The sequence below is a fragment of the Frigoribacterium sp. NBH87 genome, from assembly GCF_014217665.1.
GTDB lineage: Bacteria > Actinomycetota > Actinomycetes > Actinomycetales > Microbacteriaceae > Frigoribacterium > Frigoribacterium endophyticum.
In genome coordinates this window covers 1598327-1619872 of the sequence record NZ_CP043650.1, presented here as the reverse complement: position 1 = coordinate 1619872, position 21546 = coordinate 1598327, and the positions used below count along the sequence as shown (strand labels likewise).

Sequence of the window (21546 nt, the reverse complement as noted above, 5' to 3'; positions counted from 1 at the left end):
TCATGGCCACCACTACCGCATCGGCCACCACGGTCGACGTCATCGACGCCAAGGGCGCCTCGACCGGCACCACGGTCGAGCTCCCCGCCGAGCTGTTCGACGTCGTCACCAACGTCCCGCTCATCCACCAGGTCGTCGTCGCCCAGCAGGCCGCCGCTCGTCAGGGCACGCACAAGACCAAGCGTCGCGGCGAGGTCTCCGGCGCCGGCCGCAAGCCGTTCAAGCAGAAGGGGACCGGTCGCGCTCGTCAGGGCTCGATCCGCGCTCCCCAGATGACCGGCGGTGGCGTCGTCCACGGTCCGCAGCCGCGTGACTACGCGCAGCGCACCCCCAAGAAGATGATCGCCGCGGCCCTCCTCGGTGCTCTGTCCGACCGTGCCCGCGGCGCCCGCGTGCACGTCGTCGAGAGCTTCGTCGCCGACACGATCTCCACCAAGGTCGCCCTCGACCTGCTCTCGACCATCGCGTCGAGCAAGCACGTCCTGGTCGTCATCGACCGCGACGACCTGCTGACCCGCAAGAGCGTCCGCAACGTGCCCACGGTCCACGTGATCACGTACGACCAGCTCAACGCCTACGACGTGCTCGTCAGCGACGACATCGTCTTCACGAAGAGCGCCTTCGACGGCTTCGTCGCCTCGAAGCGCCAGAAGGAGGCCACCGCATGAGCGGCTACGGCAAGGACCCTCGCGACGTCATCATCGCGCCCGTCGTCTCCGAGAAGAGCTACTCCCTGATCGACCAGGGCAAGTACACCTTCACGGTGGACCCGCGATCGAACAAGACCGAGATCAAGCTCGCCATCGAGAAGATCTTCAACGTCAAGGTCGACAGCATCAACACGCTGAACCGTGTCGGCAAGACCCGCCGCACGCGCTTCGGCACCGGCAAGCGCAAGGACACCAAGCGCGCCATCGTGACGCTCAAGTCGGGCACCATCGACATCTTCACGGCTGTCGGCTAGGGCCCGGAGGGAAGACAAAATGGCTATTCGTAACTACAAGCCCACGACTCCTGGTCGTCGCGGTTCGTCGGTCTCCGACTTCGCGGAGATCACGCGTTCCACGCCCGAGAAGTCGCTGCTGCGTCCCCTGTCCAAGAGCGGTGGCCGCAACAACGCCGGCCGCATCACGACGCGTCACATCGGTGGTGGCCACAAGCGCCAGTACCGCGTGATCGACTTCCGTCGTAACGACAAGGACGGCATCAACGCCAAGGTCGCTCACATCGAGTACGACCCCAACCGCACGGCGCGCATCGCGCTCCTGCACTTCGTCGACGGCACGAAGCGGTACATCATCGCTCCGAACAAGCTGTCGCAGGGCGACATCGTCGAGTCGGGCCCCGGCGCCGACATCAAGCCCGGCAACAACCTGCCGCTCAAGAACATCCCGGTCGGTACCGTCATCCACGCCATCGAGCTCAAGCCCGGCGGCGGCGCGAAGATGGCCCGCTCGGCCGGCGCCTCGGTGCGTCTCGTCGCCAAGGACGGCCCCTACGCGCAGCTCCGCCTGCCGTCGGGCGAGGTCCGCAACGTCGACGCCCGCTGCCGCGCCACCATCGGTGAGGTCGGCAACGCCGAGCAGTCGAACATCAACTGGGGCAAGGCCGGCCGCATGCGCTGGAAGGGCGTCCGCCCGACCGTCCGTGGTGTCGCCATGAACCCGGTCGACCACCCGCACGGTGGTGGTGAGGGCAAGACCTCCGGTGGTCGCCACCCGGTCAGCCCGTGGGGCCAGAAAGAGGGCCGCACCCGCCACATCAACAAGGAGAGCGACAAGCTCATCGTCCGCCGTCGTAACGCTGGCAAGAAGCGTAAGTAGGAGTTGTAGAAGATGCCACGCAGTCTTAAGAAGGGCCCCTTCGTCGATGACCACCTGCTTCGCAAGGTCGTCACGCAGAACGAGGCCAGCACCAAGAACGTCATCAAGACCTGGTCCCGCCGGTCGATGATCGTCCCGAACATGCTCGGCCACACCATCGCGGTGCACGACGGTCGCAAGCACATCCCCGTGTTCGTGACCGAGAGCATGATCGGCCACAAGCTCGGCGAGTTCGCGCCCACCCGTACCTTCCGTGGTCACGTGAAGGACGACAAGAAGGGTCGTCGCCGCTAACGCGGCGACGTAAGGAGGAGAGAAATGGTGGAGTCGATCGCACGCGTGCGTCACATCCGCGTCACCCCCATGAAGGCCCGTCGCGTCGTCAACCTGATCCGCGGCAAGCAGGCCCTCGAGGCCCTGGCCATCCTGAAGTTCGCGCCGCAGGGCGCGAGCGAGCCCGTCTACAAGCTCGTCGCGTCGGCCATGGCCAACGCCCGTGTGAAGGCGGACAAGGACAACAGCTACCTCGACGAGCAGGACCTCTACGTGAGCCGTGCATTCGTCGACCAGGGCGCAACCCTCAAGCGGTTCCAGCCGCGTGCCCAGGGTCGTGCCTTCCAGATCCTGAAGCGCACGAGCCACATCACGATCGTCCTCGCGACGCCGGATGAGGTCGAGGCAGCAGACGCTACGAAGAAGGCGAGCAAGTAATGGGCCAGAAGGTCAACCCGTACGGCTTCCGTCTGGGCATCACCACCGACCACGTGTCGCGGTGGTTCACCGACAGCACCAAGGCGGGTCAGCGTTACAGCGACTACGTCGCGGAGGACATCAAGATCCGCACCCTGCTCAAGACCTCGCTCGACCGCGCCGGCGTGGCCAAGATCGAGATCGAGCGCACCCGTGACCGCGTCCGCGTCGACATCCACACCGCCCGTCCGGGCATCGTGATCGGTCGTCGTGGCGCCGAGGCCGAGCGCATCCGCGGCGACCTCGAGAAGCTCACCGGCAAGCAGATCCAGCTGAACATCCTCGAGGTCAAGAACCCCGAGGCCGAGGCTCAGCTCGTGGCCCAGGGCATCGCCGAGCAGCTCGCTGCTCGCGTGGCGTTCCGTCGTGCCATGCGCAAGGGCCTCCAGGGCGCCCAGCGCGCCGGCGCCAAGGGCGTCCGGATCCAGGTCTCGGGTCGCCTCGGCGGCGCCGAGATGAGCCGCTCGGAGTTCTACCGCGAGGGCCGCGTGCCCCTGCACACGCTCCGCGCCAACATCGACTACGGCTTCTACGAGGCCAAGACGACCTTCGGTCGCATCGGTGTGAAGGTCTGGATCTACAAGGGCGACATCACCAACAAGGAGCTCGCGCGCGAGCAGGCGAACCAGAAGTCGTCTCGCCCCGAGCGCCGCAACGACCGTGACGGCGCCCGCCGCGGCGGGGGCGACCGCGCTCCCCGCGAGCAGAAGGCACCCGCCACCACAGGAGCTGAGGCGTAACCATGCTTATCCCCCGTCGTGTCAAGCACCGCAAGCAGCACCACCCCGGCCGTAGCGGCCAGGCCACTGGTGGCACCAAGGTCAGCTTCGGTGAGTACGGCATCCAGGCCCTCACGCCCGCTTACGTGACCAACCGTCAGATCGAGTCCGCTCGTATCGCCATGACGCGTCACATCAAGCGTGGCGGCAAGGTGTGGATCAACATCTACCCCGACCGTCCGCTCACGAAGAAGCCCGCTGAGACCCGCATGGGTTCCGGCAAGGGCTCGCCCGAGTGGTGGGTCGCGAACGTCAAGCCGGGTCGCGTGCTCTTCGAGCTCAGCGGCGTCAGCGAGGAGGTCGCCAAGGAGGCGCTCACTCGTGCAATCCACAAGCTGCCCCTCAAGGCACGCATCATCAAGCGCGAGGAGGGCGACGCATAATGGCGATCGGTTCCAAGGAGCTCCGTCCTGTCGAGCTCGACACTTTCGAAGACGAGCGTCTCGTCGATGAGCTGAAGAAGGCCAAGGAAGAGCTGTTCAACCTGCGCTTCCAGTCGGCCACCGGTCAGCTCGAGAGCCACGGCCGCCTGCGTGCCGTGAAGCGCGACATCGCTCGCATCTACACGGTCCTGCGTGAGCGCGAGCTCGGCATCCGTGCCACCCCCGCCCCGGTCGAGGCCGCCCCCAAGGCGACCAAGAAGTCGACCAAGAAGGCTGCCGCCGCCGACGAGGCGCCCGTCGCCGAGACCGCCGAGGAGAAGTAATGGCTACCGAGAACAAGACCGAGGTCGACTCGGCAGCTGTCGAGGTCCGCGGTTACCGCAAGACCCGTCGTGGCTACGTGACCAGCGACAAGATGGACAAGACCATCGTCGTCGAGGTCGAGGACCGCGTGAAGCACCCCCTGTACGGCAAGGTCATCCGCCGCACCTCCAAGGTCAAGGTCCACGACGAGGCCAACGCGGCCGGCGTCGGCGACCTCGTCGTGATCAACGAGACCCGTCCGCTCAGCGCGTCCAAGCGCTGGCGCCTGGTCGAGATCCTCGAGAGGGCCAAGTAGGCCTCGCGGCCTGCTTGAGCAGAAGGAGACAGAAGTGATCCAGCAGGAATCCCGCCTCAAGGTCGCCGACAACACCGGTGCCAAGGAGATCCTCACCATCCGCGTGCTCGGTGGCTCCGGCCGTCGCTACGCCGGCCTCGGCGACGTCATCGTCGCCACGGTGAAGGACGCCATCCCCGGTGGCAACGTGAAGAAGGGCGATGTCGTCAAGGCGGTCATCGTCCGCACCAAGAAGGAGGTCCGTCGTCCGGACGGCTCCTACATCAAGTTCGACGAGAACGCCGCAGTGATCCTGAAGGCCGACGGGGACCCCCGTGGTACCCGCATCTTCGGGCCGGTCGGTCGCGAGCTTCGCGACAAGAAGTTCATGAAGATCATCTCGCTGGCGCCGGAGGTTATCTAAGTCATGGCAAACATCAAGAAGGGTGACCTCGTGCAGGTCATCAGCGGAGCCTCGCAGGCCCGCGGCGGAGACCGCGGCAAGCAGGGCAAGGTCCTCGAGGTGCTCGTGGAGCGCAACCGCGTCGTCGTCGAGGGCGTGAACTTCGTCACGAAGCACGTCCGCGTCGGCCAGACGCAGCGCGGCACCAAGACCGGCGGCATCGAGACCTTCGAGGCCCCGATCCACGTGTCGAACGTCGCGCTCGTCGACCCCAAGACCAAGAAGCCGACCCGCGTGGGCTTCCGTGAAGAGACGGTCACCAAGGGCGGCGTCACCAAGACCGTCCGCGTCCGTTACGCCAAGGCGTCGGGAGAGAACCTCTGATGACTGACACCACCACCACCACGCCTGCGGCGCTGCCGCGCCTCAAGGCGAAGTACCGCGCGGAGATCCTGCCGCAGCTGAAGAGCGACTTCGGCTTCACGAACGTCCACCAGGTCCCCGGCCTGGTCAAGATCGTCGTGAACACCGGTGTCGGCGAGGCCGCCCGCGACAGCAAGATCATCGACGGGGCCATCAAGGACCTCACGGCGATCACCGGCCAGAAGCCCCAGGTCACCAAGGCCCGCAAGTCCATCGCGCAGTTCAAGCTGCGCGAGGGCCAGCCGATCGGCGCGCACGTCACGCTGCGCGGCGACCGTGCCTGGGAGTTCCTGGACCGCCTGCTGTCGCTCGCGCTGCCCCGCATCCGCGACTTCCGCGGTCTGAGCGACCGTCAGTTCGACGGCAACGGCAACTACACGTTCGGTCTCAACGAGCAGAGCATGTTCCACGAGATCGACCAGGACCGCATCGACCGTGTCCGCGGCTTCGACATCACCGTCGTCACCACCGCGAAGAACGACGACGAGGGCCGGGCTCTGCTCAAGGCTCTCGGCTTCCCGTTCCGCACGGCCGACCAGGCCAACTAAGATCGTTCGGTCGGCAACTCCTCACCGGAGTTGCCGACCGTTCCCCTGAGGTCGTGGAGAACCGCTCCACGACCACCCGATCATCAAGGTCGACACCCGGTGTACCGGATGGCGAAACCCGATGAGGAAGAAGTACACCGCATGACGATGACAGATCCGGTCGCAGACCTGCTGACCAGACTGCGCAACGCGAACTCGGCGTTCCACGAGACCGTGTCGCTCCCCAGCAGCAAGCTCAAGTCCCACATCGCGGAGATCCTCCAGCGTGAGGGCTTCATCGACTCGTGGAAGGTCGAAGACGCTCGCGTCGGCCAGACCCTCACGATCGACCTCAAGTACGGCCCCGAGCGCCAGCGCTCGATCAAGGGCATCAAGCGCGTCTCGAAGCCGGGCCTCCGCGTCTACGCGAAGTCCACCGAGATCCCGCAGGTCTTCGGCGGCCTCGGCGTCGCGATCCTGTCGACTTCCTCCGGTCTGCTGACCGACCGTGAGGCCGAGAAGAAGGGCGTGGGCGGAGAAGTCATCGCCTACGTGTGGTAATTCGTCATGTCTCGAATCGGAAGACTCCCCATCTCGATCCCTGCCGGGGTCGACGTGAAGATCGACGGCCAGGCCGTCACCGTCAAGGGCCCCAAGGGCGAGCTGTCGCTCGTCGTCAAGAGCCCCATCGAAGCTGCGCTCGAGGAGGGCACCGTCGTCGTGACGCGTCCCGACGACGAGCGTGAGTCGCGGTCGCTCCACGGCCTGACCCGTACCCTCATCGCCAACCAGATCATCGGCGTGACCCAGGGCTACACCAAGGGCCTCGAGGTCGTCGGCACCGGTTACCGCGTGCAGGCCAAGGGCTCCAACGTCGAGTTCGCTCTCGGCTACTCGCACCCGATCACCGTCGAGCCGCCCGCGGGCATCAGCTTCACGGTCGAGGGCAACAACAAGCTCACCGTCGTCGGCATCGACAAGCAGGCAGTCGGCGAAGTCGCTGCCAACATCCGCAAGCTGCGCAAGCCCGAGCCCTACAAGGGCAAGGGCGTTCGCTACGCCGGCGAGGTCGTCCGCCGCAAGGCCGGAAAGTCAGGTAAGTAATCATGGGTCTCGGTACACGAGGAAAGAGCAAGTCGGCCGCCACCAAGCGCCGTCACACCCGCCTGCGCAAGAAGGTCGTGGGCACCGAAGAGCGCCCCCGTCTCGTCGTCACCCGTTCGGCCCGGCACGTGTTCGTGCAGGTCGTCGACGACAGCAAGGGCTTCACCGTCGCCAGCGCATCGACCCTCGAGGCCGACATGCGCACCTTCGACGGTGACAAGACCGCGAAGTCCCGCAAGGTCGGCGAGCTCGTCGCCGAGCGCGCCAAGGCCGCGGGCATCGAGGCCGTCGTGTTCGATCGCGGCGGCAACAAGTACGCCGGACGCGTCGCGGCCATCGCCGAAGGCGCCCGAGAGGCTGGTTTGAACCTGTGAGCGACGCTACGAACACCACTCCCCCCGCAGAGACCGACGCGGTCGCGGCGACCGAGACGGTCAAGGCTCCGGCCGAGGCCGTCGTCGAGCGCCCCGTCGAGACGGCTGCCGGCTCGGAGTCCAACAACCGCGAGGGCGGTCGCACCGACCGTCGTGGCGGCCAGGGTCGCGGAGACCGCAACGCCGGCGGCCGTGGCCGTGGCGACCGTGACGACAAGAGCCAGTTCCTGGAGCGCGTCGTCACGATCAACCGCGTGTCGAAGGTCGTCAAGGGCGGTCGTCGCTTCAGCTTCACCGCGCTCGTCGTGGTCGGAGACGGCAACGGACTCGTCGGCGTCGGCTACGGCAAGGCCCGCGAGGTCCCCACGGCCATCAGCAAGGGCGTCGAGGAGGCGAAGAAGAACTTCTTCCGCGTCCCCCGCATCGGCAACACGATCCCGCACCCCGTCCAGGGTGAGGCCGCTGCCGGCGTCGTCATGCTGCGTCCGGCCTCGGCCGGTACCGGAGTCATCGCCGGTGGTCCCGTCCGCGCCGTGCTCGAGTGCGCCGGTGTCCACGACGTCCTGAGCAAGTCGCTCGGCTCGTCGAACACCATCAACATCGTCCACGCGACCGTCGAGGCCCTCAAGCAGCTCGAGGAGCCCCGTGCCGTCGCCGCTCGCCGCGGCCTCGACATCGACGCCGTGATGCCGGCCTTCATGGCCCGCGCCGAGCAGGCGGCCAAGGCCGCTGCGACCGAGAAGGCAGGTGCCTGATGGCCCAGCTCAAGGTGACCCAGATCAAGTCCGTAATCAGCGAGAAGCAGAACCAGCGTGACACGCTGCGGAGCCTGGGCCTCAAGCGCATCGGCCAGTCGGTCGTGCGCGAGGACACCAAGCAGAACCGCGGCTACGTCAACACGGTCGCCCACCTCGTGAAGGTCGAGGAGATTGACTAATGGCTGACGAGAAGAACGGCGCCGCCGAGAAGGCCGCTCCGAAGAAGGCCGCCGCCAAGGCGACCACCACCAAGGCCGCCGCCCCCAAGGCGACGACCAAGAAGTCGACGGCCTCCTCGGCCGCCGCCTCGACGACGACCTCGACGAAGTCGGCCTCGGCCGGTCAGTCGGCGGACGTCGCCCGCCCGCAGGTCCTCAAGGTCCACCACCTCCGTCCGGCTCCCGGTGCCAAGACGGCCAAGACCCGCGTGGGTCGCGGTGAGGGCTCGAAGGGCAAGACGGCCGGACGTGGCACCAAGGGCCAGAAGGCCCGGTACCAGGTCAAGGTCGGCTTCGAGGGCGGTCAGATGCCGCTCCACATGCGCACTCCGAAGCTGCGCGGGTTCAAGAACCCGTTCCGCGTCGAGTACCAGGTGGTCAACCTCGAGAAGCTCGGCGAGCTGTACCCGCAGGGCGGTGAGGTCACCGTCGGCGACCTGGTCGCCAAGGGTGCCGTCCGCAAGAACGAGAAGGTCAAGGTCCTCGGACAGGGCGACCTGAGCGTCGCTCTCACCGTGGCGGTCGACAAGGTCTCCGGCTCTGCCGAAGAGAAGATCGTCGCCGCCGGCGGGACCGTCTCCAAGTAATCACCTGAGGGGGTGGTCCGACAGGGCCACCCCTTTCAGTCGTCTATCCTTCATGCCGGGAGGCCCCACATGTTCAGAGCTGTCGCGCGCATCATGCGCACGCCCGACCTTCGCCGAAAGATCGGGTTCACTCTCGGCATCATCGCGCTCTTCCGGCTGGGGTCGTTCATCCCCTCGCCGTTCGTGGACTACCAGAACGTGCAGCTGTGCCTCGCCGGCAACCAGGGCACCTCGGGCCTCTACGAGCTCGTCAACCTCTTCAGCGGCGGCGCCCTGCTGCAGCTCTCGGTCTTCGCGCTGGGCATCATGCCCTACATCACGTCGTCGATCATCGTGCAGCTGCTCCGCGTCGTCATCCCCCACTTCGACACCCTCTACAAGGAGGGCCAGTCGGGCCAGGCGAAGCTGACGCAGTACACCCGGTACCTCACGATCGCGCTGGGCATCCTCCAGTCGACGACCCTGATCACCGTGGCCCGCTCCGGTGCGCTGTTCGCCGGCTCCGGCGCTGCCGAGTGCCAGCAGCTCATCACCAACGACGCCTGGTACGCCGTCATGCTCATGGTCATCACCATGACCGCCGGCACCGGCCTCATCATGTGGATGGGCGAGCTCATCACCGAGCGCGGCATCGGCAACGGCATGTCGCTCCTGATCTTCACCTCGATCGCGGCCCGCTTCCCCACCGCCCTCTGGAGCATCGCGCAGGCGCGCAGCTTCGAGATCTTCCTCATGGTGATCGCCGTCGGGCTCGTGATCATGGCCGCGGTCGTGTTCGTCGAGCAGTCCCAGCGGCGGATCCCCGTGCAGTACGCCAAGCGCATGGTCGGGCGGCGCACGTACGGCGGCAACAACACGTACATCCCGATCAAGGTCAACATGGCCGGCGTCGTGCCCGTCATCTTCGCCTCGTCGCTGCTGTACCTGCCCGCGCTCGTCGCCCAGTTCAACCAGCCCTCCGACGGCACCGCGCCCCCGGCGTGGGTGGCGTGGGTCCAGGCGAACCTCACCTCCGGCGACAACCCGCTCTACATGGCGCTGTACTTCGCCCTCATCGTCGGCTTCACGTACTTCTACGTCGCGATCACCTTCAACCCCGAAGAGGTCGCCGACAACATGAAGAAGTACGGCGGGTTCATCCCCGGCATCCGGGCCGGGCGCCCGACCGCCGAGTACCTCGACTACGTCCTGACGCGCGTGACCCTGCCGGGCTCGCTCTACCTCGGCATCATCGCGCTCATCCCGCTGATCGCCCTGGCCACGGTCGGCGCCAACCAGAACTTCCCGTTCGGAGGCGCGAGCATCCTGATCATCGTCGGAGTCGGTCTCGAGACGGTCAAGCAGATCGACTCGCAGCTGCAGCAGCGTCACTACGAGGGGCTCCTCAAGTGACGGGGGGCGAGACCGGGCCCAGCCCGCGCCTCCTGATCGTCGGCCCTCCCGGCGCCGGCAAGGGCACGCAGGCGACCCAGATCGCGGAGACCCTCGGGGTGCCGGCGATCTCGACCGGCGACATCTTCCGTGCCAACGTCCGTGACGAGACCGAGCTGGGCGTCAAGGTCAAGACGATCATGGACGCCGGCGACTACGTGCCCGACAGCCTCACGAACGAGCTCGTCTCCGACCGGCTCGACCAGAGCGACGCGGCGCAGGGCTTCCTGCTCGACGGCTACCCCCGCACGCTGCAGCAGGTCGGGTTCCTCGACGACTACCTGTCCACCAAGGGGCAGGCGCTCGAGGCCGTGATCCTGCTGGTGGCCGACCGCGACGAGATCGTCGAGCGGCTGCGCAAGCGGGCCCTCGACCAGGGGCGTTCGGACGACACGGAGGACGCCATCCGGCACCGCCAGGACGTCTACCTGCGCGAGACCGCTCCTCTGCTGGAGAGCTACCGGTCGCGGGGCCTGGTCGTCGAGGTCGACGGCCTCGGCACCATCGAGCAGGTCGCGGAGCGCATCGACGCCGCCCTGGGCGAGCGCGGCTTCCGCTCGACGGCCACCGCCTCCTAGCCGGGTGGCCTTCCGCAAGCCGGGCATCTACAAGACCCGGGACGAACTGCGCGCCATGGCGGCGCCCGGCGTGCTGACGGCGCGATCGCTCGACGCGGTCGCTGCCGCGCTGCGACCCGGCATCACCACCGGCGAGCTCGACGCGATCGCCGAGCGCACCATCCGTGACGGCGGCGGCGTGCCGAACTTCATGCTCGTGCCGGGCTACCGCAACACCGTGTGCACCTCGGTGAACGCCGAGGTCGTGCACGGCATCCCCGGCAACCGCGCCCTCGAGCCCGGCGACCTGGTCTCCGTCGACAGCGGGGCGGAGGTCGACGGCTGGAACGGCGACAGCGCACGCTCCTTCGTGCTCGACGACCCGAGCCGCCCCGAGCTCGTCGCCGAGCGACGGCTGCTCTCCGACGTCACCGAGCAGGCCCTCTGGCACGGCATCGCTGCCCTGGCGTCGGCTCGTCACCTCAACGAGGTCGGCGACGCCGTCGAGGAGTACGTGGAGTCGCGCGGCAGCTTCGGGATCATCGAGGACTACGTCGGCCACGGCATCGGGCGCTCCATGCACGAGGACCCGCCGGTCTTCAACTACCGCGTCAAGGGGCGCGGCCCGGCGGTCAAGCCGGGTCTGGTCGTGGCCATCGAGCCCATGATCACCCTCGGCGGCATCGACACCGTCACCGAGGACGACGACTGGACCGTCACCACCGTGGACGGCAGCTCCGCGGCGCACTGGGAGCACTCGGTCGCCGTGCACGAGGGCGGGATCTGGGTGCTCACCGCACACGACGGGGGAGCAGCCCAGCTGGCGCCCCTCGGGGTCGTGCCCGTCCCGATCGCCTGACCCGCGCCTCCCGGGCGGGCCGGCACGTCATGCCTCGGCCCGCCCCCGGACGTCCGTGAACCCGGGGCGTCACCGCCCGCGGGCGACGCGGCTCAGCCGTTGCCGACGGAGCAGGTCGCCTCGGCCGCCGACTGGCCGGTGATCGTCGAGGGCAGCACGGCCGGTGCGCCCGGCTCCGCGGCCGGCGACGTGGGCTCCGAGGTGGAGGCCGCGCCCGGGGCAGCGGTGGCCGTCGAGGGCGCCGTGGGCGCCGTGGTGGCGGCGGGAGCGGGCACCGGGGCTGCCGGGTCCGCCTCGCTGCCGCGGCCCGTGGCGGCGTCGCCGAGGGTGAAGGGCGTGTCGGCCGCCAGGGCGTCGTTGAGCAGCTGCGCGTCGGCTGTCGAGGGGACGACCTTGGCGGAGTTCCGGGGGTCGTCGACGACGGGGTACTGCACGAAGACGATGTCGGCGGGCTGCAGGTCCTTGAGGGCGAGGGCCAGCTTCACCAGCGTGTCGGGCGAGCTGAGCGTCGACGACAGCTGCATGTTGCTCAGCGCCGCGGAGGCGAGCTTGTACAGAGTCGCGACGTTGCTGAGGGTGCCCCCGGAGATGATCTTGCGCATCATGGCCGAGAGGAAGACCTGCTGCGAGTTGATCCGTGCGAGGTCGCTGCCGTCGCCGACCCCGTAGCGGGTACGGAGGAACTGCAGCGCCTGGCCGCCCTGGAGGCTGTGCGTGCCGGCGTCGAGGCTGAGCCCGGTGTCGCGGTCGGAGATCGGCTCGGCGACGCAGACGTCGACGCCGCCGAGGGCGTTGGACATCTCGATGACCCCGTCGAAGGTGATCTTGCCCGCGTAGGGGATGGTGAGGCCGGTCATGGCCTCCACGGTCGCCACCGTGCACGACAGCCCGCCGTTCTCGAGGCTGGTGTTGAACTGGACGTACGTCTCGGCGGGGTAGGCGGTGCCGTCCTCGCCGGTGCAGGCCGGCAGGTCGACCATGGTGTCGCGGGGGATGCTGACGGCCGTCAGCTGGCTGTGGTCCTGGGAGAGGTGCACCAGGATCGTGACGTCGTTCCGCTGGCCCTCGATCGACGTGTCGGCGGTGGCCGACGACTGGTCGGCGCGCTCGTCGCTCCCGACGAGGAGGATGTTGGCGCCGCCGGTGATGGCCTCGATGCTCTCGTCCTCCACCTGCGCCTCGTTGCCGAGCGAGACCGTCGACACCGACGAGGTCACGTCACGGACGGCGATGGCGGCGAGGGAGGCACCGCTGACGAGCAGCACGGCGAGGGAGCTCGCGACGATCGTGACGAGCGCCCCGGCGGGGCCGCGGCGTCGCAGCCGGCCGTGGCGGGCCAGGCCGCGGCGGCCTCGTGGTCGGGTCTGGTCGGGCATCGGGGCTCCACGGGTCGGCGTCATCACCCTCGACTCGGCGTGTCGGGTCGACGGGCGGGTTGCTGAAGTGTAGCGGGAGGACCTAGGATCGATCTTTGGTGTTCCCAGGTCACTTCTGTGCCTGCGGCACCGCATCCCCGCACGACCAACACTCCCAATTCTTAGCGACAGTGAGGCTATGGCCAAAAAAGACGGTGTCATCGAAATCGAAGGCGCAGTGGTCGAAGCTCTGCCCAACGCGATGTTCCGCGTTGAGCTCAGCAACGGGCACAAAGTTCTCGCCCACATCTCCGGCAAGATGCGTCAGCACTACATCCGCATCCTCCCCGAAGACCGGGTGATCGTCGAACTCAGCCCCTACGACCTGACCCGCGGCCGGATCGTCTACCGCTACAAGTAGGGCGTGCTGGAAAGGAACGGCCCCACGCACCCGTGGGGCACGAAGCCAGCGAGATCAAGGAAACAACGATGAAGGTCAACCCCAGCGTCAAGCCCATCTGCGAGCACTGCAAGGTGATCCGCCGCAAGGGCAACGTCATGGTCATCTGCAAGAGCAACCCGCGCCACAAGCAGCGCCAGGGTTGATCTGACCGGCCGCCTCCCGCGGTCGGACAGAGGCCGGAGTCCCTCGAGGGCTCCACAGCACCACAAGACAGAGCAGCACCAGAACCCGCACCGCCGGCAGCAGCCAGGCAGGAGGCGCGGGGGACACCCCGGGGCGGAGGCCCGGGCACCGGCGCTGTGACAGACCTCCACCACTCTCTGAGGAGAAGCCACCATGGCACGTCTAGCAGGCGTTGACATCCCGCGCGACAAGCGCGTGGAAGTCGCACTGACCTACATCTACGGAGTCGGCCGCACCCGCGCGCTCAAGACTCTCGCCGAGACCGAGATCGACGGCAACATCCGCGTCAAGGACCTCACGGACGACCAGCTCGTCCTTCTCCGCGACCACATCGAGGGCAACTTCAAGGTAGAGGGCGACCTCCGTCGCGAGGTCGCCGCCGACATCCGCCGCAAGGTCGAGATCGGCAGCTACGAGGGCATCCGCCACCGCCGCGGCCTGCCTGTGCGCGGCCAGCGCACCAAGACGAACGCTCGTACCCGCAAGGGCCCGAAGCGCACCGTCGCCGGCAAGAAGAAGGCTCGCTAGGCCCCGGCTCCCGCCGTACTCGCCTCTAGGTTGTAGGAGAAAAAATTGGCAGCACCGAAGTCGGCCGCGCGTAAGCCCCGCCGCAAAGAGAAGAAGAACGTCGCCGTGGGCCAGGCCCACATCAAGAGCACGTTCAACAACACGATCGTGTCGATCACGGACCCCTCGGGTGCCGTGCTGAGCTGGGCCTCCTCGGGAGCCGTCGGCTTCAAGGGCTCGCGCAAGTCGACGCCCTTCGCCGCGCAGCTGGCCGCCGAGTCGGCCGCCCGCCAGGCGCAGGAGCACGGCGTCAAGAAGGTCGACGTCTTCGTCAAGGGGCCGGGTTCCGGCCGCGAGACGGCGATCCGCTCGCTCCAGGCCGCCGGCCTGGAGGTCGGGTCGATCAACGACGTCACCCCTCAGGCGCACAACGGCTGCCGCCCGCCGAAGCGTCGTCGCGTCTAACTGAGTCGATGCCCGTCGCGCCTCCCCGCCCTGTCCGCAGGGCCCGGAGGCGCGACGGGCTCACCCGCGTTCACCGCGCCTCCGGCTCCCTCGCCGGGAGCCCCCACAACTCAACAGACCCGACGGGCCAGCCACCTGTCGTACCGCCAAGAGTCATATAGCGGACTCTTCGCCGAAAGGAATCCACCAGTGCTCATTGCACAGCGCCCCACCCTCACCGAGGAGAACATCTCGGAGTTCCGCTCGCGGTTCGTCATCGAGCCCCTCGAGCCCGGCTTCGGCTACACCCTCGGCAACTCGCTGCGTCGCACCCTGCTCTCGTCGATCCCCGGAGCCGCTGTCACCAGCATCCGCATCGACGGTGTGCTGCACGAGTTCACGACGGTCCCCGGTGTCAAGGAAGACGTCACCGAGGTCATCCTGAACATCAAGCAGCTCGTCGTCTCGAGCGAGCACGACGAGCCCATCACGGCGTACCTGCGCAAGCAGGGTGCCGGTCAGGTCACGGCGGCCGACATCTCGGCCCCCGCCGGCGTGGAGATCCACAACCCCGAGCTCGTCATCGCGACGCTCAACGACAAGGCGAAGTTCGAGCTCGAGCTCACGATCGAGCGTGGCCGCGGCTACGTGTCGGCCGTGCAGAACCGCTCGGAGTTCAGCGAGGCCGGTCAGATCCCGATCGACTCGATCTACTCGCCCGTCCTCAAGGTGACGTACCGCGTCGAGGCCACCCGTGCCGGTGAGCGCACCGACTTCGACCGCCTCGTGGTCGACGTCGAGACCAAGCCCGCGATCTCGCCCCGTGACGCCATCGCGTCGGCCGGTCGCACGTTGACCGAGCTGTTCGGCCTGGCCCGTGAGCTCAACACCGCCGCCGAGGGCATCGAGATCGGCCCCGCGCCGGTCGACGCCGTCCTCTCCAGCGAGCTTCAGACGCCGATCGAGGACCTCGACCTCTCCGTGCGCAGCTACAACTGCCTCAAGCGCGAGGGCATCAACACGGTGTCCGAGCTCGTCGCCCTCTCGGAGACGCAGCTCATGAACATCCGCAACTTCGGTCAGAAGTCGGTCGACGAGGTGAAGGACAAGCTCGTGGAGCTCGGTCTCTCGCTCAAGGACACGGTCCCCGGGTTCGACGGAGCCCACTTCTACAGCGGCTACGACGAGGAAGAGACCAACTAGGTCTCGTCCGTCCCCGCCCTGATCATCTTCGACAGCTAGGAACCATCAATCATGCCCAAGCCCACCAAGGGTCCCCGTCTCGGAGGCGGACCGGCGCACGAGCGCCTCATGCTCGCCAACCTCGCGGCCTCGCTCTTCGAGCACAAGAGCATCAAGACGACCGAGACGCGGGCCAAGCGCCTCCGTCCCGTCGCCGAGCGCCTCGTGACCTTCGCCAAGCGCGGCGACCTGCACTCGCGTCGTCGCGTCATGCAGACCCTGCGCAACAACAAGGACGCCGCGCACATCCTCTTCACGGAGATCGCTCCCCTGGTCGACCAGCGTGAGGGCGGCTACACCCGCATCACGAAGCTCGGCTTCCGCAAGGGCGACAACGCGTCGATGGTGTCGATGGAGCTCGTCCTCGAGCCCGTGACCCCCAAGGTCAAGTCGTCGAAGAGCTCGACGGCCGCGGCCGCCGCGCCCGTCGAGGAGCCCGTCGTCGAGGAGGCGCCCGTCGAGGAGCCCGAGACCGTCGAGGAGTCGGCTCCGGTCGAGTCCGAGACCGAGACGGCCCCCGCCGCCGAGGTCGAGGCCGACGCCGCCGCGAAGTCGGACGACAAGTAGCAGCGAGCTCCACCGCACCGCCCGGAGGGCCCGTCACCGCGAGGTGACGGGCCCTCCGTCGTCCGCCCGCGGGCGACGCTCGTCGTGGATCGCGGGGTGTGGGGCCTTCGGCGGACGCGCGCGTCCCCCGAACAGGTGTCGTTCACCTACGCGTCACATGGCAGAAACCCCTGAGGAGGTTGTGGACCGTAGCGTCGGTGGGTCACCTCCCGCCAGCTGAAGGAACACATGTCCCCGCGCTCCCGCCACACCCCGGTCACGGCCGCCGCCCTCGCGGCCGGCCTCGCCCTCTGCCTCGCTCCGCTCGTGCCCGTCGCCGCCTCCGCGGCCCCCGGCGGCACCGGCGTCGTCATCAACGAGGCCTACCTCAAGGGCGGCAGCATGAACGCTCCGTTCGCGAACAAGTTCGTCGAGCTCTACAACCCGACCACCGCCTCCGTCTCCGTCGCGGGCTGGTCGATCCAGTACCGCTCGGCGACGTCGAGCGGCACGTTCACCGGCGTGGGGGCCCTGAGCGGGTCGATCGCGCCCGGCGGCTACCTGCTCGTGCAGATGTCGTCCAACGGGACCACGGGCGCGCCGCTGCCCACGCCCGACGTCGTCACGACGGTCAATCCCGGCGGTGCCAGCGGCACCCTCGTGCTGGCGAGCACGACGACCGCCCTGGCCCTCCCGGCGGGGTCGATCTCCACCGCGACGCCCGGCGTCGTCGACGCTCTCGGCTACGGGACGTCGAACACGTTCGAGACGACGGCGGCGGAGGTGGGATCGGCCAACCCCGTCCCGACCTCGTACGTCCGCACGGCGTTCTCCGACACCGACGTCAACGCGGCCGACTTCGTCCAGCAGGGCCAGATCACGCCGCAGAACGCCGCGAGCACCGGCACGACGCCCACTCCGCCGGTGCCGCCGACCCCGCCGGTGTCGGAGGCGGACGTCACCGTGGCGCAGCTGCAGGGCGTCACCGACACGAGCCCCTACGCGGGCCGCACCGTCACCACCCGCGGCGTCGTCACGGCGACGTACCCGACCGGCGGCCTGGACGGCTACGTCGTCCAGACCCCGGGCACCGGAGGCGCGCTCGACCTCTCGACGCACCTCTCGTCGGACGCGGTCTTCGTGTACTCCTCGGCCACCGCCTCCTCGGTGGAGGTCGGCGACTACGTCGAGCTCGTCGGCGAGGTCACCGAGTTCTTCGGGCTGACCGAGCTGACGGTCGACGGCACCGACCAGGTCACGCAGCTGGACGCCTCCACCGTCGTCGCCCCGGCGCCGGCCACGGTCGGGTTCCCCGCCACGGACGCGCAGCGCGAGTCGATCGAGAGCATGCTCCTGCTGCCGCAGGGCGAGTTCACGGTCGCGGACACCTACACGACGAACCAGTACGGCGAGGTGAAGCTCGCGTCGGGCAGCACCCCGCTGATCCAGCCGACCGAGGTCGGACGCCCCGGCAGCGCGAAGTACGCGGCGACGATCGCCGACAACGCCGCTCGGGCCGTGACGCTCGACGACGGTGCCACCACGAACTTCCTCACCGCGGCGAACCAGTCGATCCCGGTGCCGTACCTGTCGAACGAGAACCCGGTCACGGTCGGTGCCTCGGTGGCCTTCACCGAGCCGGTGGTCCTCGACTTCCGGAACTCGGCCTGGAAGTACCAGCCCACCAGCCGCGTCACGGGCGACGTCGCGTACGCCGACCTGCCCGTCACCTTCGAGAACGTCCGCACCGAGGCTCCCCGTGAGGTCGGCGGCGACGTCAGGCTCGCCAGCTTCAACGTGCTGAACTACTTCCCGACCACCGGCGACTCGCTGACCGGCTGCACCTACTACCGCGACCGTGCCGGCGACCCCGTCACCGTCAACAGCGGCTGCGACGCCCGCGGCGCGGCGAACCAGGACGACCTGCAGCGGCAGCAGGCCAAGATCGTCACGGCCATCAACGCCCTCGGCGCCGACGTCGTCTCGCTCGAGGAGATCGAGAACTCCGCCCGTTTCGGCAAGGACCGCGACTCGGCCCTGTCGATCCTGGTCGACGCCCTCAACGCCGACGCAGGGTCGGACGTCTGGGAGTTCGTCCCGTCGCCCGCCGCCCTGCCGGCCAACGAGGACGTCATCCGCCTCGCGTTCATCTACAAGGCCGACGTGGTCGAGAGCGTCGGCGACTCGAGCATCCTCACGGGCTCTGCGGCGTTCAGCAACGCGCGTCAGCCCCTCGCCCAGGCGTTCCGCCCCGTCGGCGGCGACGTCGACTCGACGATCCTCGCCATCGCGAACCACTTCAAGTCGAAGGGCAGCGGGTCCGGCGCCGACGCCGACCTGGGAGACGGCCAGGGCGGCTCGAACGCCTCCCGCGTGAACCAGGCGAACGCCCTCGTGGCCTTCGCCGCCGAGCGCGAGGCCGCCGTCGGCACCGACAAGGTGTTCCTGCTCGGCGACTTCAACGCCTACTCGCAGGAGGACCCGATCGAGGTGCTGCGCACCGCCGGCTTCACCGACCTCGGCTCGACCGAGGACGGCGAGGAGTACAGCTACGTGTTCAGCGGCCTGAGCGGCTCGCTCGACCACGTGCTGGCCTCGCCCGCCGCCCTCGAGGCCGTCACGGGCGTCGACATCTGGAACATCAACTCAGGTGAGTCGGTCGGCCTCGAGTACAGCCGCTTCAACTACAACGTGCGCGACCTGCTCCAGCTCGACCAGTTCCGCGCCAGCGACCACGACCCCGTCGTCGTCGGCGTCGACCTGCTCGCCGACGTCGTCGCGCCGACCCCGGTGCCGACCGACCCGGCCACGCCGGTCGCGCCCGGTGCCGGCGCGGGTGCCGGCACGGGCGCGGGCACGGCTCCGGCCGGCAGCGCCCCCGTCGCCTCCGCCCCGACCCGCTCGGGCCTGGCCTACACCGGCTCGGACGGGGTCCTCGGCTGGGCCGTGCTCGCCCTGGCGCTGATGGCCGCCGGCGGCACGGTGCTCGTGCAGCGTCGTCGCCTGGCCGCGGGGGAGTAGCCCGCACCAGCTGACCACGGCGGCGGCCGGGGCGCGGGAGACCGTGCCCTGGCCGCCGCCGTCGTCGTGCGCCGCGAGCTGCCGTGCAGGCGGCGGCGCCCCGGCGCCCCGGCGCCCCGCGGGCTCGTACCATGGTCGACGTGACGAGCGACGACCCGGCCCCGGCCCCCGCCTCCGGCCTGGTGCCCGACCTCGACCCCGGCATGACCCGGGTGCGGCTCACCGTGGCCTACGACGGCACCGACTTCTCCGGGTGGAGCGAGCAGCCCGGCCGCCGCACCGTCCAGGGCGAGGTCGAGGCCGCGCTCCGCGTGCTCTTCGGCCGGCACGAGCACGTGCCCACCGTGACCGTCGCCGGCCGCACCGACGCCGGCGTCCACGCCCGCGGCCAGGTCGTCCACCTCGACCTCACGGCCGAGCAGGTCGCCCAGCTGCAGCGGCCGCACCGGGGCATGGTCGACCGCTCGCCGCTCGACGCGCCCACCGTCCTCGCGCGTCGGCTGAACGGGCTGGCGGGCGCCTCCGACGAGATCGTGGTCTCGGGGGCGCGGGTGGCGCCTCCCGGGTTCCACGCGCGCTTCGGCGCGCTGTGGCGCCGCTACGAGTACCGCATCGCCGACCGCGGGGCCGAGCGTGACCCCTCACGCCGCCGCCACACCCTCTGGTACGACCACCTGCTCGACCTCGACCTGATGAACGCGACGGCCGCGGGCCTGGTCGGCCTGCACGACTGGGCGGCGTACTGCCGCCACCGCGACTACGCGACGACGATCCGCGAGCTCCAGCACTTCACGTGGAGGCGCGAGGCCGACGGCGTGCTGGTCGCCACCGTGCAGGCGGACGCCTTCTGCCACAACCTCGTCCGCAACCTCGTCGGGGCGTGCGTCGCCGTCGGCGAGGGGTCGATGCCGGAGCACCGGGCCGTCGGGGTCCGGCGGGAGGCCGAGCGCAACGGTGAGTTCCGCGTCGTCCCCGCCACGGGGCTGACCATGGTCGAGGTCGGCTACCCGCCCGACGACGAGGTGGCGGCCCGGGTCGTGCTCACCCAGGTCAAGCGGTCGGCCGCTAGCCTCGACGGATGACCGCTCCCCGCCCCGCGACCCCCTCCGACGTCCCCGAGATGCTGCGCCTGATCGTCGAGCTGGCGGTCTACGAGAAGGAGCCGGAGGCGGTGAAGACCACCGAGGGCGACCTCCGCCGGGCGCTCTTCGCCGACGCCCCCGCCGTCTTCGCGTTCGTCGTCGACGGCGACGAGCCCGGCGAGCTCGCGGGCCTCGCCGTCTGGTTCCTGACGTTCTCGACCTGGGAGGGCGTCCACGGCATCCACCTGGAAGACCTGTACGTCGCGCCGCAGCACCGGGGCGCCGGCCACGGGCGGGCCCTCCTGACGCGCCTGGCGCAGGAGGCGACGGCGCGCGGCCTCGCCCGCGTCGAGTGGGCCGTGCTCGACTGGAACGAGCCGTCGATCGGCTTCTACCGGTCGCTCGGCGCGACGTCGATGGACGAGTGGACCACGTTCCGGCTCGACGGCCAGGCCCTGGCGGCGCTCGGCGGCGAGTGACGCCGTTTGACGGCCCCGGGCGTGTCGGGTATCGTCGACCCTTGGTGTCTGCGCAACTGCGCGCGGCGCCCGAAGTTGAGCCCTCCACCTGACTCGTTCTCGCCGTCTCTTCGGCGACAACGGCAACGGAGCGGGATCCACGAACACCTCACCTCGACCAGGAAGCAGCACTACTGTGACGCGCACTTTCTCCCCCAAGCCGGCTGACGTCCAGCCGAACTGGCTGATCATCGACGCCAACGACGTCGTCCTCGGCCGTCTGGCCAGCCACGCGGCAGCACTGCTGCGCGGCAAGCACAAGCCGACCTTCGCCCCCCACATGGACATGGGCGACTTCGTCATCATCATCAACGCCGACAAGGTGGCCCTGACCGGCTCCAAGCTGGCCGAGAAGCTCTACTACCGCCACTCCGGCTACCCGGGCGGCCTCACCGCCACCACGTACTCCGAGATGGTGGAGAAGCACCCCACGCGCGCCGTCGAGAAGGCGATCCGCGGCATGCTGCCGAAGAACTCGCTGGGCCGTGCCCAGATCAAGAAGCTGAAGGTGTACGCGGGTGCCGAGCACCCCCACGCTGCTCAGCAGCCCACGGTTCACACCCTCGACCAGGTCGCTCAGTAGCGTCCGCCTTCAGACTTAAGGACCCCCA

Annotated in this window: 32 protein-coding genes; 31 read left to right on the top strand and 1 reads right to left on the bottom strand. The window is 68.9% G+C overall.

Features of this window, described 5'->3' with window-relative positions:
• The first annotated feature begins 2 nt into the window (after positions 1 to 2).
• The 21 genes from rplD to map all read left to right on the top strand — a co-directional run bounded on the left by rplD (position 3) and on the right by map (position 11574).
• A complete protein-coding gene (gene rplD / locus F1C15_RS07475) occupies positions 3 to 668 on the top strand; it encodes a 50S ribosomal protein L4 (RefSeq protein WP_056057395.1) in 666 nt (221 codons plus the stop codon).
• Positions 665 to 964 carry a 50S ribosomal protein L23 gene (rplW, locus tag F1C15_RS07470; protein WP_056057391.1) on the top strand — a complete coding sequence of 100 codons (300 nt, stop codon included), beginning with the start codon at positions 665 to 667 and terminating at the stop codon, positions 962 to 964. The genes rplD and rplW overlap by 4 nt, the downstream gene beginning before the upstream one ends.
• Positions 965 to 983: 19 nt before the next feature.
• Positions 984 to 1823, top strand: a complete 840-nt coding sequence (rplB, locus tag F1C15_RS07465; protein WP_056057388.1) for a 50S ribosomal protein L2 — start codon at positions 984 to 986, stop codon at positions 1821 to 1823.
• 12 nt (positions 1824 to 1835) lie between these two features.
• Complete coding sequence (gene rpsS / locus F1C15_RS07460; protein WP_056057385.1) at positions 1836 to 2117, top strand: 30S ribosomal protein S19; 282 nt, start codon at positions 1836 to 1838, stop codon at positions 2115 to 2117.
• Between the two features lie 24 nt (positions 2118 to 2141).
• Positions 2142 to 2534 carry a 50S ribosomal protein L22 gene (gene rplV / locus F1C15_RS07455; protein ID WP_055799894.1) on the top strand — a complete coding sequence of 131 codons (393 nt, stop codon included), beginning with the start codon at positions 2142 to 2144 and terminating at the stop codon, positions 2532 to 2534.
• Positions 2534 to 3313 (top strand): 30S ribosomal protein S3, encoded by a 780-nt coding sequence (gene rpsC, locus F1C15_RS07450; protein WP_056057382.1) that lies wholly within the window; start codon positions 2534 to 2536, stop codon positions 3311 to 3313. The genes rplV and rpsC overlap by 1 nt, the downstream gene beginning before the upstream one ends.
• Positions 3314 to 3315: 2 nt before the next feature.
• A complete protein-coding gene (gene rplP, locus F1C15_RS07445) occupies positions 3316 to 3735 on the top strand; it encodes a 50S ribosomal protein L16 (protein ID WP_056057379.1) in 420 nt (139 codons plus the stop codon).
• Entirely contained in the window at positions 3735 to 4058 is a 324-nt protein-coding gene (gene rpmC / locus F1C15_RS07440) for a 50S ribosomal protein L29 (RefSeq protein ID WP_056057376.1), read from the top strand. Before rplP ends, rpmC begins: the two co-directional genes overlap by 1 nt.
• Entirely contained in the window at positions 4058 to 4354 is a 297-nt protein-coding gene (gene rpsQ, locus F1C15_RS07435; protein WP_056057373.1) for a 30S ribosomal protein S17, read from the top strand. The genes rpmC and rpsQ overlap by 1 nt, the downstream gene beginning before the upstream one ends.
• Before the next feature lie 34 nt (positions 4355 to 4388).
• On the top strand, positions 4389 to 4757 hold the full coding sequence (rplN, locus tag F1C15_RS07430) for a 50S ribosomal protein L14 (protein ID WP_056057371.1): 369 nt from the start codon (positions 4389 to 4391) through the stop codon (positions 4755 to 4757).
• A 3-nt stretch (positions 4758 to 4760) separates the two neighbouring features.
• Positions 4761 to 5120, top strand: a complete 360-nt coding sequence (rplX, locus tag F1C15_RS07425; RefSeq protein ID WP_056057368.1) for a 50S ribosomal protein L24 — start codon at positions 4761 to 4763, stop codon at positions 5118 to 5120.
• Positions 5120 to 5707, top strand: a complete 588-nt coding sequence (gene rplE, locus F1C15_RS07420) for a 50S ribosomal protein L5 (protein WP_056057365.1) — start codon at positions 5120 to 5122, stop codon at positions 5705 to 5707. The genes rplX and rplE overlap by 1 nt, the downstream gene beginning before the upstream one ends.
• Positions 5708 to 5848: 141 nt before the next feature.
• On the top strand, positions 5849 to 6247 hold the full coding sequence (gene rpsH / locus F1C15_RS07415) for a 30S ribosomal protein S8 (protein ID WP_056057362.1): 399 nt from the start codon (positions 5849 to 5851) through the stop codon (positions 6245 to 6247).
• A gap of 6 nt (positions 6248 to 6253) precedes the next feature.
• Positions 6254 to 6790, top strand: coding sequence for a 50S ribosomal protein L6 (gene rplF / locus F1C15_RS07410; RefSeq protein ID WP_167260392.1), 537 nt, complete (start codon positions 6254 to 6256; stop codon positions 6788 to 6790).
• 2 nt (positions 6791 to 6792) lie between these two features.
• Entirely contained in the window at positions 6793 to 7164 is a 372-nt protein-coding gene (gene rplR, locus F1C15_RS07405) for a 50S ribosomal protein L18 (protein ID WP_056057355.1), read from the top strand.
• Positions 7161 to 7919: a 30S ribosomal protein S5 gene (rpsE, locus tag F1C15_RS07400; RefSeq protein ID WP_056057353.1), complete on the top strand. Its 759-nt coding sequence runs from the start codon at positions 7161 to 7163 to the stop codon at positions 7917 to 7919. Before rplR ends, rpsE begins: the two co-directional genes overlap by 4 nt.
• On the top strand, positions 7919 to 8101 hold the full coding sequence (gene rpmD / locus F1C15_RS07395; protein ID WP_082514610.1) for a 50S ribosomal protein L30: 183 nt from the start codon (positions 7919 to 7921) through the stop codon (positions 8099 to 8101). Before rpsE ends, rpmD begins: the two co-directional genes overlap by 1 nt.
• Positions 8101 to 8727, top strand: a complete 627-nt coding sequence (gene rplO, locus F1C15_RS07390; protein ID WP_082514609.1) for a 50S ribosomal protein L15 — start codon at positions 8101 to 8103, stop codon at positions 8725 to 8727. The genes rpmD and rplO overlap by 1 nt, the downstream gene beginning before the upstream one ends.
• A gap of 69 nt (positions 8728 to 8796) precedes the next feature.
• Positions 8797 to 10119 carry a preprotein translocase subunit SecY gene (gene secY / locus F1C15_RS07385; RefSeq protein ID WP_056057350.1) on the top strand — a complete coding sequence of 441 codons (1323 nt, stop codon included), beginning with the start codon at positions 8797 to 8799 and terminating at the stop codon, positions 10117 to 10119.
• Positions 10116 to 10736 carry an adenylate kinase gene (locus tag F1C15_RS07380; protein WP_185233878.1) on the top strand — a complete coding sequence of 207 codons (621 nt, stop codon included), beginning with the start codon at positions 10116 to 10118 and terminating at the stop codon, positions 10734 to 10736. The genes secY and F1C15_RS07380 overlap by 4 nt, the downstream gene beginning before the upstream one ends.
• Before the next feature lie 55 nt (positions 10737 to 10791).
• Positions 10792 to 11574: a type I methionyl aminopeptidase gene (gene map / locus F1C15_RS07375; protein ID WP_056059103.1), complete on the top strand. Its 783-nt coding sequence runs from the start codon at positions 10792 to 10794 to the stop codon at positions 11572 to 11574.
• 92 nt (positions 11575 to 11666) lie between these two features.
• Here the strand turns inward: map and F1C15_RS07370 are convergent, their stop codons facing one another.
• On the bottom strand, positions 11667 to 12950 hold the full coding sequence (locus F1C15_RS07370) for an LCP family protein (protein ID WP_185233876.1): 1284 nt from the start codon (positions 12948 to 12950) through the stop codon (positions 11667 to 11669).
• Positions 12951 to 13128: 178 nt separating this feature from the next.
• Here F1C15_RS07370 and infA point away from each other — a divergent pair, with 178 nt between their 5' ends.
• The 10 genes from infA (at position 13129) to rplM (ending at position 21518) form a co-directional block, all read left to right on the top strand.
• Positions 13129 to 13350, top strand: coding sequence for a translation initiation factor IF-1 (gene infA / locus F1C15_RS07365; RefSeq protein ID WP_055965022.1), 222 nt, complete (start codon positions 13129 to 13131; stop codon positions 13348 to 13350).
• 68 nt (positions 13351 to 13418) lie between these two features.
• Positions 13419 to 13535, top strand: a complete 117-nt coding sequence (rpmJ, locus tag F1C15_RS07360) for a 50S ribosomal protein L36 (RefSeq protein ID WP_043593327.1) — start codon at positions 13419 to 13421, stop codon at positions 13533 to 13535.
• A 193-nt stretch (positions 13536 to 13728) separates the two neighbouring features.
• Positions 13729 to 14103, top strand: coding sequence for a 30S ribosomal protein S13 (gene rpsM, locus F1C15_RS07355; protein ID WP_056057338.1), 375 nt, complete (start codon positions 13729 to 13731; stop codon positions 14101 to 14103).
• A 45-nt stretch (positions 14104 to 14148) separates the two neighbouring features.
• A complete protein-coding gene (gene rpsK / locus F1C15_RS07350) occupies positions 14149 to 14547 on the top strand; it encodes a 30S ribosomal protein S11 (RefSeq protein WP_055799944.1) in 399 nt (132 codons plus the stop codon).
• A 189-nt stretch (positions 14548 to 14736) separates the two neighbouring features.
• Positions 14737 to 15729 (top strand): DNA-directed RNA polymerase subunit alpha, encoded by a 993-nt coding sequence (locus F1C15_RS07345; protein ID WP_055799947.1) that lies wholly within the window; start codon positions 14737 to 14739, stop codon positions 15727 to 15729.
• A 51-nt stretch (positions 15730 to 15780) separates the two neighbouring features.
• Positions 15781 to 16335: a 50S ribosomal protein L17 gene (rplQ, locus tag F1C15_RS07340; protein WP_185233874.1), complete on the top strand. Its 555-nt coding sequence runs from the start codon at positions 15781 to 15783 to the stop codon at positions 16333 to 16335.
• A 228-nt stretch (positions 16336 to 16563) separates the two neighbouring features.
• A complete protein-coding gene (locus tag F1C15_RS07335) occupies positions 16564 to 19335 on the top strand; it encodes an ExeM/NucH family extracellular endonuclease (RefSeq protein ID WP_219731580.1) in 2772 nt (923 codons plus the stop codon).
• 131 nt (positions 19336 to 19466) lie between these two features.
• Positions 19467 to 20417, top strand: coding sequence for a tRNA pseudouridine(38-40) synthase TruA (locus F1C15_RS07330; RefSeq protein ID WP_370543621.1), 951 nt, complete (start codon positions 19467 to 19469; stop codon positions 20415 to 20417).
• Complete coding sequence (locus tag F1C15_RS07325; RefSeq protein WP_185233872.1) at positions 20414 to 20896, top strand: GNAT family N-acetyltransferase; 483 nt, start codon at positions 20414 to 20416, stop codon at positions 20894 to 20896. Before F1C15_RS07330 ends, F1C15_RS07325 begins: the two co-directional genes overlap by 4 nt.
• A gap of 175 nt (positions 20897 to 21071) precedes the next feature.
• Positions 21072 to 21518: a 50S ribosomal protein L13 gene (gene rplM / locus F1C15_RS07320; protein ID WP_056057329.1), complete on the top strand. Its 447-nt coding sequence runs from the start codon at positions 21072 to 21074 to the stop codon at positions 21516 to 21518.
• Positions 21519 to 21546: the final 28 nt, after the last annotated feature.

Excerpts from the sequence above, each read along its gene's own strand:
- rplV (WP_055799894.1), top strand. The coding sequence starts at position 2,142 with ATGGTGGAGTCGATCGCACGCGTGCGTCACATCCGCGTCACCCCCATG.
- rpmC (WP_056057376.1), top strand. The coding sequence starts at position 3,735 with ATGGCGATCGGTTCCAAGGAGCTCCGTCCTGTCGAGCTCGACACTTTC.
- rpsS (WP_056057385.1), top strand. The coding sequence starts at position 1,836 with ATGCCACGCAGTCTTAAGAAGGGCCCCTTCGTCGATGACCACCTGCTT.
- infA (WP_055965022.1), top strand. The coding sequence starts at position 13,129 with ATGGCCAAAAAAGACGGTGTCATCGAAATCGAAGGCGCAGTGGTCGAA.
- rplB (WP_056057388.1), top strand. The coding sequence starts at position 984 with ATGGCTATTCGTAACTACAAGCCCACGACTCCTGGTCGTCGCGGTTCG.
- F1C15_RS07370 (WP_185233876.1), bottom strand. The coding sequence starts at position 12,950 with ATGCCCGACCAGACCCGACCACGAGGCCGCCGCGGCCTGGCCCGCCAC.
- rplE (WP_056057365.1), top strand. The coding sequence starts at position 5,120 with ATGACTGACACCACCACCACCACGCCTGCGGCGCTGCCGCGCCTCAAG.
- rpmJ (WP_043593327.1), top strand. The coding sequence starts at position 13,419 with ATGAAGGTCAACCCCAGCGTCAAGCCCATCTGCGAGCACTGCAAGGTG.
- rplO (WP_082514609.1), top strand. The coding sequence starts at position 8,101 with ATGGCTGACGAGAAGAACGGCGCCGCCGAGAAGGCCGCTCCGAAGAAG.
- rpsH (WP_056057362.1), top strand. The coding sequence starts at position 5,849 with ATGACGATGACAGATCCGGTCGCAGACCTGCTGACCAGACTGCGCAAC.
- F1C15_RS07335 (WP_219731580.1), top strand. The coding sequence starts at position 16,564 with ATGTCCCCGCGCTCCCGCCACACCCCGGTCACGGCCGCCGCCCTCGCG.
- rplR (WP_056057355.1), top strand. The coding sequence starts at position 6,793 with ATGGGTCTCGGTACACGAGGAAAGAGCAAGTCGGCCGCCACCAAGCGC.
- rpsQ (WP_056057373.1), top strand. The coding sequence starts at position 4,058 with ATGGCTACCGAGAACAAGACCGAGGTCGACTCGGCAGCTGTCGAGGTC.
- F1C15_RS07330 (WP_370543621.1), top strand. The coding sequence starts at position 19,467 with ATGGTCGACGTGACGAGCGACGACCCGGCCCCGGCCCCCGCCTCCGGC.
- rplF (WP_167260392.1), top strand. The coding sequence starts at position 6,254 with ATGTCTCGAATCGGAAGACTCCCCATCTCGATCCCTGCCGGGGTCGAC.
- rplD (WP_056057395.1), top strand. The coding sequence starts at position 3 with ATGGCCACCACTACCGCATCGGCCACCACGGTCGACGTCATCGACGCC.
- secY (WP_056057350.1), top strand. The coding sequence starts at position 8,797 with ATGTTCAGAGCTGTCGCGCGCATCATGCGCACGCCCGACCTTCGCCGA.
- rplX (WP_056057368.1), top strand. The coding sequence starts at position 4,761 with ATGGCAAACATCAAGAAGGGTGACCTCGTGCAGGTCATCAGCGGAGCC.
- rplP (WP_056057379.1), top strand. The coding sequence starts at position 3,316 with ATGCTTATCCCCCGTCGTGTCAAGCACCGCAAGCAGCACCACCCCGGC.
- rpsC (WP_056057382.1), top strand. The coding sequence starts at position 2,534 with ATGGGCCAGAAGGTCAACCCGTACGGCTTCCGTCTGGGCATCACCACC.
- rpsM (WP_056057338.1), top strand. The coding sequence starts at position 13,729 with ATGGCACGTCTAGCAGGCGTTGACATCCCGCGCGACAAGCGCGTGGAA.
- map (WP_056059103.1), top strand. The coding sequence starts at position 10,792 with ATGGCGGCGCCCGGCGTGCTGACGGCGCGATCGCTCGACGCGGTCGCT.
- F1C15_RS07325 (WP_185233872.1), top strand. The coding sequence starts at position 20,414 with ATGACCGCTCCCCGCCCCGCGACCCCCTCCGACGTCCCCGAGATGCTG.
- rplW (WP_056057391.1), top strand. The coding sequence starts at position 665 with ATGAGCGGCTACGGCAAGGACCCTCGCGACGTCATCATCGCGCCCGTC.
- rplQ (WP_185233874.1), top strand. The coding sequence starts at position 15,781 with ATGCCCAAGCCCACCAAGGGTCCCCGTCTCGGAGGCGGACCGGCGCAC.
- rpmD (WP_082514610.1), top strand. The coding sequence starts at position 7,919 with ATGGCCCAGCTCAAGGTGACCCAGATCAAGTCCGTAATCAGCGAGAAG.